At 28.0% G+C, this 13,881-nt stretch carries 13 protein-coding genes; 11 read left to right on the forward strand and 2 right to left on the reverse strand.

Annotated features, from left to right (window positions below):
- Window positions 1-38: 38 nt before the first annotated feature.
- Window positions 39-242, forward strand: coding sequence for a YMGG-like glycine zipper-containing protein (locus FMAG_RS10850; RefSeq protein ID WP_005886636.1), 204 nt, complete (start codon window positions 39-41; stop codon window positions 240-242).
- 281 nt (window positions 243-523) lie between these two features.
- On the opposite strand, the gene FMAG_RS10855 is transcribed toward FMAG_RS10850, so the two are convergent.
- Window positions 524-901 carry a hypothetical protein gene (locus FMAG_RS10855; protein ID WP_005886638.1) on the reverse strand — a complete coding sequence of 126 codons (378 nt, stop codon included), beginning with the start codon at window positions 899-901 and terminating at the stop codon, window positions 524-526.
- A 343-nt stretch (window positions 902-1,244) separates the two neighbouring features.
- Between FMAG_RS10855 and fomA the strand changes: the two genes are divergently transcribed.
- Together fomA and FMAG_RS10865 are read left to right on the forward strand one after the other, a co-directional pair.
- On the forward strand, window positions 1,245-2,348 hold the full coding sequence (gene fomA, locus FMAG_RS10860; protein ID WP_005886640.1) for a major outer membrane protein FomA: 1,104 nt from the start codon (window positions 1,245-1,247) through the stop codon (window positions 2,346-2,348).
- Between the two features lie 222 nt (window positions 2,349-2,570).
- On the forward strand, window positions 2,571-2,888 hold the full coding sequence (locus tag FMAG_RS10865; protein ID WP_005886641.1) for a hypothetical protein: 318 nt from the start codon (window positions 2,571-2,573) through the stop codon (window positions 2,886-2,888).
- Window positions 2,889-2,958: 70 nt separating this feature from the next.
- Here the strand turns inward: FMAG_RS10865 and FMAG_RS10870 are convergent, their stop codons facing one another.
- The gene (locus FMAG_RS10870) at window positions 2,959-3,696 is read right to left on the reverse strand and encodes a potassium channel family protein (RefSeq protein WP_005886642.1); all 738 of its coding nucleotides are present in this window, start codon (window positions 3,694-3,696) and stop codon (window positions 2,959-2,961) included.
- A gap of 195 nt (window positions 3,697-3,891) precedes the next feature.
- Here FMAG_RS10870 and FMAG_RS10875 point away from each other — a divergent pair, with 195 nt between their 5' ends.
- The 8 genes from FMAG_RS10875 to FMAG_RS10910 all read left to right on the forward strand — a co-directional run bounded on the left by FMAG_RS10875 (window position 3,892) and on the right by FMAG_RS10910 (window position 13,880).
- Entirely contained in the window at window positions 3,892-4,548 is a 657-nt protein-coding gene (locus FMAG_RS10875) for a response regulator transcription factor (RefSeq protein WP_005886643.1), read from the forward strand.
- Between the two features lie 13 nt (window positions 4,549-4,561).
- Entirely contained in the window at window positions 4,562-5,959 is a 1,398-nt protein-coding gene (locus FMAG_RS10880) for an ATP-binding protein (protein ID WP_005886644.1), read from the forward strand.
- A 76-nt stretch (window positions 5,960-6,035) separates the two neighbouring features.
- Window positions 6,036-6,656 carry a TetR/AcrR family transcriptional regulator gene (locus tag FMAG_RS10885; RefSeq protein ID WP_005886645.1) on the forward strand — a complete coding sequence of 207 codons (621 nt, stop codon included), beginning with the start codon at window positions 6,036-6,038 and terminating at the stop codon, window positions 6,654-6,656.
- Between the two features lie 10 nt (window positions 6,657-6,666).
- A complete protein-coding gene (locus tag FMAG_RS10890) occupies window positions 6,667-7,968 on the forward strand; it encodes a TolC family protein (protein WP_005886647.1) in 1,302 nt (433 codons plus the stop codon).
- A gap of 30 nt (window positions 7,969-7,998) precedes the next feature.
- Window positions 7,999-9,072 (forward strand): efflux RND transporter periplasmic adaptor subunit, encoded by a 1,074-nt coding sequence (locus FMAG_RS10895; protein ID WP_005886649.1) that lies wholly within the window; start codon window positions 7,999-8,001, stop codon window positions 9,070-9,072.
- A gap of 31 nt (window positions 9,073-9,103) precedes the next feature.
- A complete protein-coding gene (locus FMAG_RS10900) occupies window positions 9,104-12,157 on the forward strand; it encodes an efflux RND transporter permease subunit (RefSeq protein WP_005886651.1) in 3,054 nt (1,017 codons plus the stop codon).
- 16 nt (window positions 12,158-12,173) lie between these two features.
- Entirely contained in the window at window positions 12,174-12,560 is a 387-nt protein-coding gene (locus FMAG_RS10905) for a PG0541 family transporter-associated protein (RefSeq protein ID WP_005886653.1), read from the forward strand.
- Between the two features lie 255 nt (window positions 12,561-12,815).
- Window positions 12,816-13,880, forward strand: coding sequence for an efflux RND transporter periplasmic adaptor subunit (locus tag FMAG_RS10910; protein ID WP_005886655.1), 1,065 nt, complete (start codon window positions 12,816-12,818; stop codon window positions 13,878-13,880).
- The last annotated feature ends 1 nt before the right edge of the window (window position 13,881 follow it).

A 13,881-nucleotide genomic window follows, 5' to 3' on the forward strand; every position in this document is an offset into this window, starting at 1 on the left:
TATATTAAGAAATAAAACTAGAGAAGGAGGTAGTTTCTATGAAGAAGACATTAATAGTTTTGGGAATTTTAGTAGCATTGTTAGGAATAACTGCATGTACACGTACTGAGAAAAATGTAGCAACAGGAGCAGCTGTTGGAGCTGTTGCTGGACATGTTATTGGTGGCAGTGGTACAAGTACTGTAATTGGAGCTGGTTTAGGAGCTGGAGTTGGGGCTATAATGTCTGAAAAAGATAAATAGCTACCCTATATAATATAACAAATAAAAAGAACTACACTTTTTATCTAGATTAAGATAAAAGGTGTAGTTTTTATATTGTTTTAAAAAAATCTTGGGAAATGATGAAAATGTAATCTGTGTAAAAATGGTAGTGGAATATGGAAAAAATGTTCTACTAAATAAAGTATTATTATGATAATTAGTATAATCCAAAGGATGTTACTATTTGAGGTGGAATTTTCACATGAACATTTTTTTCTAAAAAGAATAAAGAATAATAATATGATAATAAGTAAAAGCATTTATTTTTCCTCCTTTTCTGAATAAGAGCTAATAAGTTCATTTATATTTTTATTTAATTCTAAAGCTTTTTCTGTATAACGTTTTGGATATTTAATTATATTTATATTAAGGTTTTTCACTAATTTTTCTTTTTCTCTTATTGCTTCATTCAATTTAGTTTCTAAATTTTGTTTTTCTTTTTCATTTTTAGAATCATTAATTTTCTGCTCTAAACTAGTGATAGTAAAATCCAAATCCTTCATAAGATTATTAAAAATATCTTGTTGTTCCTCTTTTAAAAATGTTTTTAAATATTTATAATTTGGAGTATCTAAGTAATCTCCAAATGATAAAATAGAATTAATAGATAAAATAGTAATTAAAAATAATTTTTTCATGTTTTTTCCCTTCTGTATTTATTATAAGAAAAGGATACTATTTTATTGTGTCCTAAGTATGTCAGAAAAAATATAGAAATTTTATTATGAAAAAGATGATGAAATTATGAAATTAAAAAGTTGGAAAAAACAAAAAAATACAAGTTAATTACATAAAAATATCAATACTAGGGTATATACTACAATCATAGAAAAAGGTTATAAGTGTGCTAATCCTTATAATAATTATCTTAACCAAAATCCACAAGATGATAATCTATATTCTCCCAAAATTAAGGTTATCATCTTCAATGTCAATAACTGTTTAGCAGTTTATTATAAATAAATACTAGGGGGTATTTTTATGAAAAAATCAATGTTATTAGTAGGTGCATTTTTAGCAGTTGCAGCTATGGCACAAGCAAAAGAAGTTGTACCAGCTCCAGTAGTAGTAGAAGAAGCTCCAGTACAAATTGTAGAAAAAGAAGTTATTGTCTATAGAGACAAAGAAGAAGGATTCAGACCTAATGGTTATGTAGATTTACAATACAGATACTATGGAGATACTGAAGGAAACGAAAGAACAGCTCCAACTACAGATGCTTGGAATAAAAATAATAAATATTCAAGAATTCAATTCCAAGGTAATATCAATATGACTGAAAAACAAAATTTAGAATGGAGAATTAGAGGATATAATACGCTAGATGAAAATAAGGAAGAAGGAGATACTAAATATCAAAATAATACTGAAACAAGATTAAGATATTTCTATGATCATGGATATTTAGGAGATTCTAAAGTTGATTTAACATCAAGAGTACACTATCAAAATAATGCTGATGATACTAATCAAAATGTAGAGTATCAAGCAAGATTTGATTTTGCTGATTATATGTTTAACAATGATATGTTCAAAACTGATTACTTTGTAGTAGCTCCAAAAGTAGGATATACTTGGTCTGATGATAACAGTTCTGACTATTCAAATCAAGTAGGATTTGATGTATATACTTGGCATACATTACCATGGGGATTCTCAACAGAGTTTAACTTATACTTTACTCAAAACTTCTATGGACAAGATCAAGCTTTTAATAATGGAAATGATATGGAGGATAAAAACTTTACAATAGATATGGAATTCTATATCTATAATACAACTAATCTTTATACAAATGGAAACTTCTCTCTAGACTTTGGATTTGAAGGAGGTTATGATCCTTATACTTGGTCTCAAGAGAAAAAATTTGGATCAGCTGATGGAGATAATTTAGGAACAGATGATAGTAAATATTCTCTATATGCATTACCATATCTTCAAGCTAACTATGCTGTAACAGAAAATATGACTGTATATGCAGCAGCTGGAGCAGAGTATAGAGACTGGACAGTTGATAATGGACACTCAGCATCTAACTGGAGATGGCAACCAACTGCTTGGGCAGGATTCAAAACAACATTTTAATAATTGGTAGTAAGAATGATTAATTTATAAAACTTATCTTTAAAAAGAGTCCTAACAATTTTGTTAGGGCTCTTTTTCTATATATTTTCAATTTAAAAATATGTTATTTATGTGGTGGATAATATTAAATAATTAGAATAAAAAGACAGAATTACTTCATAAAAATAATAATATTTTGGGATAGAATTAAAACATATAGAATAGATATAGGAGGTAATTTTTATGAAAAAGAGTATATTATTAGTAGGAGTACTATTATCAGCTATGGCATATGCAAGCAGTGATACAATAGTTCCAATAGAGGTAGAAAGAAATATAAATAAATTCTATCAAGATTCTGATTTTTCACAAAGAAATCAATATGCAAATATGCAAAGAAAGGCTTATATAGAGATGGTGGATTATATAAATAACTCTGATATTCCAACAGAGGAGAAAGAGGGAATATTAAGAAATGTAGAAAGTATGTATCCAAATAACTATGTAATGCAAAAGGTAGAGGCTAAAAGTAGAGTAGATCATGTTAAAAGTTTAATGTAAGAGTAAAAAAATTAAACTAAAAGAGCACTTATCTTTATGAGAAGTGCTCTTTTTATATGTATATAAAAAATTATCTATTTTTAAAGTAAAAAATACCAGAGCCTATGACTAATCCAAGGATAACATTAGTTAAAATCATTCCAGTAATAACTTCTATCATAACAAGAAATTGTCCAATGGTAGTAAGAGGATATATATCTCCATAGCCAATAGTTGTAATAGTAATAAAGCTAAAGTATATGTGTCTAAAGTAAAATTCAAACTCTTCTAATGTTTTAGGAATATTATTAAAAGCTATATCATCACTGAAAAAACTTATAATGGTGTAAACTAAACCAAAACTTATAGCAAGAGTAATATACGTAGTGATAATGATAGTAATATCATTGGGAACAATCTGCCTTTTTCTTTTAAAAAAGTCAGTAAAAACATATTTTAGTAACATTATATGTGAAGTTATTAAAAGTAATACGTTTATAAAAGATAGAAAGTAAAAAAAATATTTTAACTCTTTGTCTATTTCAGAAAGTTCTAAAAAAATATCTACAATAGGTACAATAAGGAGATAATATAGGATAAGGCAACTAGATTTTAAAGGACCATCTTTAAACAGAAAGTTTTTTTGCTTTAAAAATATAATAGGTAAAATTCCTAAAAATACCTTTATACTACTTGAAAATAGTATAGAGATAGTTATTTTTATATCATTGAACCAAAGTGCTAATATGGAAAAAAGAATAGATAATAAAAAAGCATGTGTAGATATTTTAAAAAAATAGTTTAATTGAACTTGTTTGTATAGCTTCATAATAAATTCCCCTTTTATTTTTTATATAATTTATTATAACATATGAAGGGAAAAAAGAATAAAAAATGTTGAAAGACTGGACAAGTTAAGTGTAATAAAATATAATATTCATATCAATAGTTATTCATATTTTGTTCACATTCATCATATATACTAAGTCGTGAATAAAGAAATTAAGGTTTGGAGGGGTTTTATATGAAGAGAATACTAATTGTTGATGATGAAGAGCAGATAAGAAACATTTTGAGAATGTATCTAGTAAAAGAGGGATATGAAGTAAGTGAAGCAGAGGATGGAGAAAAGGGATTAAAACTTTTTTATGAAAAACCTTTTGACTTGGTAATACTAGATGTAATGTTACCTAAAAAAGATGGATGGAGTATTTTAAGAGAGATAAAAAAATATACAGAGACACCAGTTATTATGTTGACAGCTAGAGATGATAGTGAAGATGAAGTATTTGGGTTTGAAATGGGAGCTGATGACTACATTACTAAGCCATTTAATAATAAGGTATTATTAGCTAGAGTAAAGTCTTTATTAAGAAAGACTAATAATATGGTGGAATCTATAATAGAGATAGGAGATTTAGTAATAAATGATACTTCACATAGTGTTAGTAATTCAAAAGGTGAAATAGAACTAGCACCAAAAGAGTATGATTTATTAGTATATCTTATAAAAAATAATAAGATAGCATTGAGTAGAGAAAAACTTTTAAATGAAGTGTGGGGATATGATTTCCTTGGAGATGATAGGACAATAGATACTCATATAAAAAATCTTAGAAAAAAAATTGGAAAAAATGCTATAAAAACAATTAGAGGAATAGGATATAAATTAGATTTATAGTGAGGTTATATTGATGAGAAAAATATTTTATAAGATATTTCTTTACTTTTGTTTAGCAGCTTACTTACCTTTAGCCTTAATATATGCTTTTAATTTTTTTTATGTAGATAAATATATTGTTGAAGAAAAAAGAAGTGCCTTGATCCAAGTTGCTGAAAATATAGATATTACAGAATTAAAAAAAATTGGTAAGCAGGATATAAAATATGGTGAAAGTAAGTTAGATGTACACTTAAGATATATAAATTTAAATGAAAAAAGTGGAAGTTCAGACTTTTTTAAGTTTTTTAGTAGAACAGAGATGAAAATTGATATTAGAAAAATGGAGTTAAATGAATATAGTATAAAAACTGTAAAATTATCCTCTTTAACAAACCATTTCTTTTTAATTAAGAAAATTTCAGACCATGAAATAGTAGCAGTCATTGGAGAGAGTATAGTCCCAAAAGTAGTTACTGGAATAATGATAGGAATTTATAAACAGTATACTCTTTTTATTATTCCACTTCTCTTAATAGGCTCATATATTATTTCTAAAAATTTTTCTAAACCAATAGAAATATTAGAAAAAGTTTCTGCCCAAATATCTAATTCTGATTTTACAGAGGTAGTAGATATAAAATCTAAAAATGAGTTGGAAAGTTTAGGAAATAATATCAACAAGATGGCATCTAAATTAAAACAAAATATTGAAGAGTTAAATGGCTTAAATGATAAACTAAAAATCGAGTTGAAGGAAAAAGAAAAGCTCTTAGAAACAGAGAAGACTTTTATGAGAGCAATAGGGCATGAATTAAAGACACCAGTAGCAATAATAAATGGATATATAGAAGCTCTACAAGATGGAATTATAGAAGAAACTGAAAAAGAAAAAATATATGAAATTATTTATAACGAGGCTATGTCTATTGATAAACTTGTAAAAGATATAAATAGTTATTTAAAATCTGAATTTAAAGATTTAAAACCTACATTTGAAAAAATAAATATGAAAAAAGTTATAGAATTTGGATTAAAAAAATACTCTTTAGATATAGAGCAGAAAAAAGTAGATTTAAAATTGGAGCTAGAAGATTTGGAAATAAAAACAGATGTAAAGATATTTAATATAATTTTAAATAACTTACTAACCAATGCTTTAACTTATATGAATGATGAGAAAAAGCTAGGAATATATCTAAGAGATAATAGTTTGGTAATAGAAAATAGTGCTGATACTATATCAGATGAGGTTATAGAAAAAATATTTAATCCTTTCTATAAAATAGATAGCTCTCGGAATAGAAAGTATGGTGGAACAGGATTGGGATTATCAATTGTAAAAAATTTATTGGAAGCTTTAAACTTAAAATATAGTTTTACATATGACAAAGACAGAAAATTTGCGAAATTTACAATAATTTTTTTATAAAAAATATTGACTCTCAAGTCACTTTATGGTTTATAATATTTAAGTTAAGATAGATTGTAATATGGAGATGAGAGAGGTGGGAAAAAAGGAATTAATAGTATCCTCAGCTAAAAAAGTTATTTTAGAAAAGGGATATAAGAATATATCTGTAGAAGATATTACTAATGAAGCTGGGATAGCTAAGGGAAGTTTTTATACATATTTTAAAAGTAAAAATTTAGTAATTGATTATATTCTTGAAGAGGTAATAGCAAAAAGAAAAAATGAGTTTAAATTAGATAAGAGAAAGTCTTTAGAAAATACTATAAAAAGTTTAGTAAGAACTAGAATAAAATTAGATGATGAAAAGTTGAAAGAGAATTTAGTGTTAGTTAATCTTTTTAGAAATGTAGCTTCTTTAGATGAAAAGACTTTGATGTTACTAAAGGAATTGGAAAAAGTTATAATAGAAAGGATGGAGAGTATAATATTAGCCTATCCAAAAGAGATAAAAATAGAGAGAAAGGATATAAAGTTTTACTCTAAAATGTTAAATAATATTATCTCTAATTATAAAACTTTTACTCTTTTTTTCTCAGAAAAAAGTAATCAATTTATTACTGATATAGAAGAGGTAAAGAAAAAATATCAAACAGAAGATTTTGAAAGAAATATAGAAATAATTTCAAAAAGTATTTTAAAAATTTTAACATATTAGGAGGTAAGTTATGAAAAAAACTTTAGGATTACTTTTACTTTTAAGTAGTTCAGTTTTTGCAAGAGAGCTAACTCTTGACCAAGCCATTCAAATGGCATTAGATAACAGTAAAGAGATGCAAATATCTCAAAGAGATGTAGAAACAGCTAAATTAAATGTGGGGATAGCATTTAAAAATGCACTACCAAGTGTTGTGTATACTGGTTCATATACTAGAAGTGAGTATGATAGAAAAATAACTGCAGAAGAGAGACCAAATCACAGATTAGAAAAAAATGGTTCTAGAGAAGTGGAAGCTAAAGGTGGATATACTCAAAAGATAACTATTTCTCAGCCAATCTTTCAAGGGGGAGCTATTTTAGGTGGTATTCAATATGCAAAAGCATATAAAAGCGTTGCTAACCTTATGTATTTAAGTTCTCAGAGAGATGTAAGACTTGAAACTATTCAAATATACTCTGATATAGTGAAGAGTGAAAAAGATTTAGAAGCTCTTATGTCATCTAAAGAGGAGTTAAAAGCTACTTATGATAAACAAAAAGCTCAATTAGATTTAAGACTTATTACTAAAGCTGATCTATTAAAAACTGAGTACTCTATGTTAGAGGTAGACTCTCAAATTATAGGAACTCAAAATCAAATTACAGTTCAAAAGGAAAATTTAAAATTAAAATTGGGATTACCTAAGACTGAAGATTTAACAGTAGTAGAGTTTGATGTTCCTATGTACTTAAGTAGAAATATTGATTTCCAAGCTGATTTGAATCAAGCTCTTACAGAGAGTATAGATGCTATGGTAGCTAATAAGTATGTAGATATGGCTGATGCTCAAAGAAAAGTTGCTAGAGCAGATATGTTACCTCAAGTTAGCGCTTTTGCTAGTTATGGTGTAGATTCTGATAGAAGAAAATATAATGCTACAATGGATGATGCTGAGTGGAGAGGTGGAGTTCAAGTAACGTGGAATGTATTTGAATTTGGAAAAAACTACGATACATATAAAACTGCAGCAATAGCTAAAGAACAAGAAGAGTTAAGAGAAAAAATATCAAAAGATACTATTGATATAAATGTAACTGATGCGTATTTAGAGCTAGTTAGAATGGAAAAAGATAGAGATTCTAAGGGAAGAGCTTTAGAAGCTGCTATGGAAAACTATAAGATAGATAAGGAAAAATATACTGCTGGTTTAATCTCTACTATAGATTTCTTAGCTTCAGAAACACAATTAAGAGAAGCTAAAGTAGCATACAATCAAGTAGTTATTGATTATCTATATGCTTTTGAAAAATATAGAAGTATGTTAATTTAAAAAATGAAATAGACTATCAGGAGGAAAAAGATGAAAAAAGCTAAATATTTAGTATTTGTATTGATGCTAATACTAGTAGGTTGTGGAAAAGAGGAAGAAACAAAAGTAATAGAAAAACCTGCTAAATATGTTGTAACTGAGGGAGTAAAAACAAGAACAATGAATCAAATCTTTAGAAGTGATGCTGTTCTTGAACCTAAAGATAAGATTAACCATCAAACTGAAAAAGGTGGAACAATAGTAAAAATATTAAAGAAAAATGGGGATAAAGTAAAAAAAGGTGAATTAGTAATGGTACTATCTGATAGTGCTACTGAGTCAGCTTATTTCACATCAAAGGCTGATTATGCAGCTTCTAAAGCTTCTATGGAAATAGCTAAAAATAACTATGAAAAATTTAAAAAACTATATGATGAACAATTAGTTTCATACCTTGAGTATGTAAATTATGAAAATAACTACATCAGCGCAAGAGGAGCTTATGAGTCAGCAAAAGCTAACTATGAATCAGCTAAATCTGATTATGATAAACTATATAGAAAAGCTGAGATAAGTGGAACAATAGGAAACTTATTTGATAAAGTTGGTAAAAAAGTTGCCGCTACAGATACAGTATTTACAGTGATAGATGATACTTCAATGGAAGCTTATGTAGGATTCCCAGCAGAGTGGTTAGATGAAATTAATTTAGGATTAGAAGTTCAAGTACAAGTACCAGCTATAGATAAAACTTTAACAGGAAAAATTGTGGAGATTAACCCAATAGCTGAAAATGATACTAAGAAATTTAAAATAAAAGTAGCTGTTGATAATAAAGATAAAGTAGTAAAAGATGGAATGTATTCATTTGTAACTGTACCAGCAGGAAAAACAGAGGCATTATCAGTAAATGATGAAGCTATATTTGTAAGAAACTTACTTTCATATGTATACAAAGTAGAAGATGGAAAAGCTACTAGAATAGAGGTAAAAACAGGAGCTACTAACTTACCTTATACACAAATATCTTCTAACGAGATAAAAGAGGGAGATAGAATAGTAGTAAAAGGAGTATTTGGTCTTGAAGAGGGAGATAAAGTAGAAGAAAATACTCAAGCAAAATAAAATTAACGAGAATTAACGAGGTGAAATATAGATGACACTAGCAGGTTTGTCAATACGTAGACCAGTAGCAACAACAATGGTAATGATTTCCATTATGTTTATTGGGCTTATGGCAATGTTTACAATGAAATCTGAGCTACTTCCAAATATGGATATTCCAGTTGTTACAGTAACTACAACTTGGAATGGAGCAGTAGCTGAAGATGTAGAAACACAGATTACTAAAAAAATAGAGGAGATACTTCCTAACGTTGAGGGAATAGATAAAATTTCATCAACATCTTCTTTTGAGCAATCACAAATAGTTATAGAATTTAACTTTGGAATAGATGCTGATGATAAAACAACAGAGATTCAAAGAGAGTTATCAAAAATAACTAATGATTTACCAGATGATGCTGATACTCCAGTAGCTAGAAAGGTAGAGGCTGGAGCAGGAAACTTAACAATGGTAATGATGTTCTCAGCACCAAATAGAGGAGAATTAAGTACATTTATAGATGAGTATTTAAAACCTAAATTTGAAAGCTTAACAGGGATAGGACAAGTAAATGTATTTGGTAACCCAGATAAACAGTTACAAATACAATTTGATAGTGATAAGTTAGCAGCATATAACTTATCTCCAGTAGAGCTATATAATCTGATCTCGATGTCTAGTAAAAATTTACCATTAGGAACTGTAAAAACAGGTAATAAAAATATAATTGCTAGATTTATGGGAGAGTTAAACTATATAGATGAATATGAAAATATGATTATTCAAAGTAATGGTAATACATTAAAATTAAAGGATGTAGCTGATATAGTTTTAACAACAGAGGATTTTACAGATAAAGGGTTCTTATCAGGAAAGGAATCAATAGTTGTTGCTGTTGAGAAATCTGCAGATGGAAGTACTATAGAGTTAAATAAAGCAGCAATAAAAGCTCTAGATAGTTTAAAATCAGTAATGCCTCCTGGAACAGAGTATAAGACACTACTAGATACATCAGAAGATATAGAGCAATCTATTTCAAGTGTTTCTAGTAATGCTGTGCAAGGACTTGTGTTAGCTACAATAGTATTACTAGTATTCTTAAAAAATATCAGAGCAACATTTTTAGTTTCTGCAGCTCTACCAGTTGCAATAATATTTACATTTGCTTTCTTGGCATTAGCAGGAACATCTCTTAACCTAATCTCACTTATGGGGTTATCAATAGGGGTAGGAATGCTTACAGACAACTCCGTTGTTGTTGTGGATAATATATATCGTCATATGACAGAGTTACACTCTCCAGTAATGGAAGCATCAGAAAATGGAGCTACAGAAGTAACACTATCAGTTATAGCATCAGCATTAACAACAATGGTAGTATTTATACCTATACTATTTATACCAGGTATTGCAAGAGAGATATTTAGAGATCTATCATACTCTATTATATTCTCAAACGTAGCTGCATTACTAGTTTCTTTAACATTAATTCCAATGTTAGCAAGTAGATTTTTAACTAGTAAAATAGATATTACAGCTGAAGGAAAAATATTTACAAAGGTAAAAAGTACATATTTAAAAATTATAAATTGGGCTTTAGTAAATAGATTAAAAACTTTAGGTATTACAATTATTGTATTTATTTTAACTGTTATTGTAGGTGGAGGAATGCTTAAAGTAGAATTTATGCCTAAGCAAGACCAAGGAAGATACTCCATTGTTGCTGAACTTGGAAAAGGATTGGATTTAGATAAATCTGAATATATAGCTAGACAGATTGAAGAAATTGTAAAAAATGAACCTAATACAAAATTCTATTTTACAGTAGTAACTAATGATTTACTTTCAGTAAACGTAGACATTGGAAAGAAAGATATAAGAGATATTTCAGCATTTGAAATTATTGATAAAATTAGACCAATTGTTGAAAAAATTCCAGATACAAGAATAAGTGTATCAGAAGATTTTGCTATGAGAAGTCCATCAAGAGATGTGGAGTTTGATATAGTTGGAGCTAACTTAGAAGAATTAAAAACAGTTGGAAAAGCTGTATTAGATAAGATGAAATCATATCCAGGAGCAGTTGACGTAAAATCAACTCTTGATCCAGGTAACGTAGAGGCTAGAATTATTTTAGATAGAGATAAGATTAGAAGTTATGGAATAGACCCTGTAACAGTTGGACAAATAATGAGTTACTCTATACTTGGAGGAAATAGAGGAGATACTGTAACAGTAAAAACTGGTTCTGAAGAGATAGATGTTATGGTAAGACTTCCTAAAGATAAGAGAAAAGATATTAATGATATCCAAAATATTAATATCAAAATAGGAGATGGAAAATTTGTTAAGGTTTCTGATATATCTAATGTAATTTATGCTGAAGGTTCTTCTGAGATCAATAAGACAGATAGAATTTATAGTGTAACTGTTTCTGCTAATGATGGTGGAGTTGGTATTAGAGGATTACAAGAGCAAATGGTAAAAGCATTTAACGAAGCTAATCCACCTGCTTCAGTTTCATATAGATGGGGAGGAGATTCAGAAAACTTACAAGATTCTACTCAACAACTAGGAATGGCACTAGGAATTTCTATTTTCTTAATTTATGCACTACTAGCTGCACAGTTTGAAAACTTCCTATTACCATTTATTATATTAGGTTCTGTACCATTATCACTTATTGGAATAATAATAGGATTAGTTGTATTTGGACAACCAGTGGATGTAATGGTAATGGTTGGACTTATCCTACTAGCTGGAGTCGTTGTTAATAACGCTATTGTACTTATTGACTTTATTCAGTTGACTATTGAAAGAGGTAGTGGTAGAATAGAAGCAGTAGTAGAGTCTTGTAGAACAAGACTTAGACCAATACTAATGACAACAATGACAACAGTATTAGGAATGTTACCACTATCTTTAGGAATTGGAGAAGGTTCTGAGATTTATAGAGGAATGGCTATAACAGTAATGTTTGGATTAAGTTTCTCAACTATACTAACTCTAGTAATTATCCCAATACTATTTACATTAGTAGAGGACTTTATAGAGAAGTTAGGAAAAGTATTGAAAAAGCTTTTTAATAGAAAATCTGCTGAATAGTAAGGGGGATTAGCATATGAATAAATTTGACAACTATAAATTGATAATGATTTACATCAATGAATCTCATAAAACTATGCTTGAAGATTTCTTTGATGATATACATTTTCATATGTATACAGTGCAAAGGAAGGCTGAAAGTGTATGGAGTGAGAAGTTAAAACATAAGAATAATCAAATATGGCCAGGAACAGATTGTATATTTTTATTATCATTGCCAGGAGATAAAGTAGACAATATGTTAAAGATGTTAAAGACTTTTAGAGCTTCATTACCATATGAGATAGTGATGGCAATAGGAGTAATTCCTATGGAGAGAACTATTCCAGATATATCTAGAGAAGATAGTGTAGGAATAGATGAGGCACTACTTGAAAGGTTAAAAAACAAAAAGAAAAAATAATATTTTCTAATTGAATCTCTTGGATGAAAATTAATTAGATAAAAGAAAAAGGAGAGAGTTTTGCTGTAATAAGTAAAATATATCTCCTTTTTTATTATTCAAAAGATATTGTGATATTTAATGAAAATTATAAATTTTATAATCAATATATTATGGATAATAAAATAGATTAATAATATATTACACTTGAAATCTTTCATTTACATTGTGAATAAATTGTGTTAAGATTATAACAGAAAATACTTGGAGGGGATTATGGTGAAAAAGGTAGTAATATTATTAATTTTAGCTACTATTATTGGGTGTAGTGGAGAGAAAAAACAAAATACTACAACTCAAAAAGAGAATATAAAAATAGTAAAAAGTATAAAGTTGGAAGAAAAAACTATAGCTAATATAAAAAATTATAATGGGGAGTTAAAACCTCAACAGGAGATGAAAATAGTAACTACTACTGGTGGGGATATTGAAGAGATATATTTTAAAAATGGAGATAGAGTAAAAAAAGGGGAAGTAATAGCAAAAATATCTAATGCAGATGTAGAAGCAAGTTTTTTTGAGGCACAGGGGCAACTTTTAAAGGCAAAATCTACATACTCAACTGAGAAGATTAGTTTTGAGAAATATAAAAAGCTCTATGAAAAAGAGATAATATCTGAAAATGATTATTTAGCTATAAAAAATAGATATGAAACTGCTCAAGGAGATTTAAAAATAGCAGAAGGGAAATTTTTAAAAGCTAAAGATGACTATGATAGATTGAGAGTTATATCTAAAATAGATGGAGTAATTACAGATCTATTTGTAAAAAAATATGAGAGAGTAGAGAATGGAAAAGAGATAGTAACTATTGTAGATAGTTCTAAGATGGAAGTGGATATAGCAGTATCTGGAAATGATATAAAATATAGTAAGCTAGGAAATAAAGCTAAAATATATATAGAGGAACTTGGAATAAGTAGAGATGGAGTAATAAGTGAGATAAATCTAAGCTCTGATAGTAATAGTAAAAAATACTCTTTAAGATTATTAGTGGATAATGGAGATAATAAAATTTTAAAGGGAATGTATGCAAAAGTAAATCTAGAACAGGGAGAGGTAAGTGGTATCTTTGTTCCTACTAAAGCTGTTATGATAAAGGATTTATACTCATATATAGCTATAGTGAGAGATGAAAAAGCTACAATATATAGAGTAACACCTAAAGAAACTATTGGAGATATGCAACTAATAGAGTTTGAAGATTACAAAGCTGGAGATAGAGTAGTAGTAGAGGGACAATATCTATTAAATAATAATGACAAGGTAAAGGAGAATTAGT

Origin of the sequence: Fusobacterium mortiferum ATCC 9817 (assembly GCF_000158195.2) — a bacterium.
GTDB classification, from domain to species: domain Bacteria; phylum Fusobacteriota; class Fusobacteriia; order Fusobacteriales; family Fusobacteriaceae; genus Fusobacterium_A; species Fusobacterium_A mortiferum.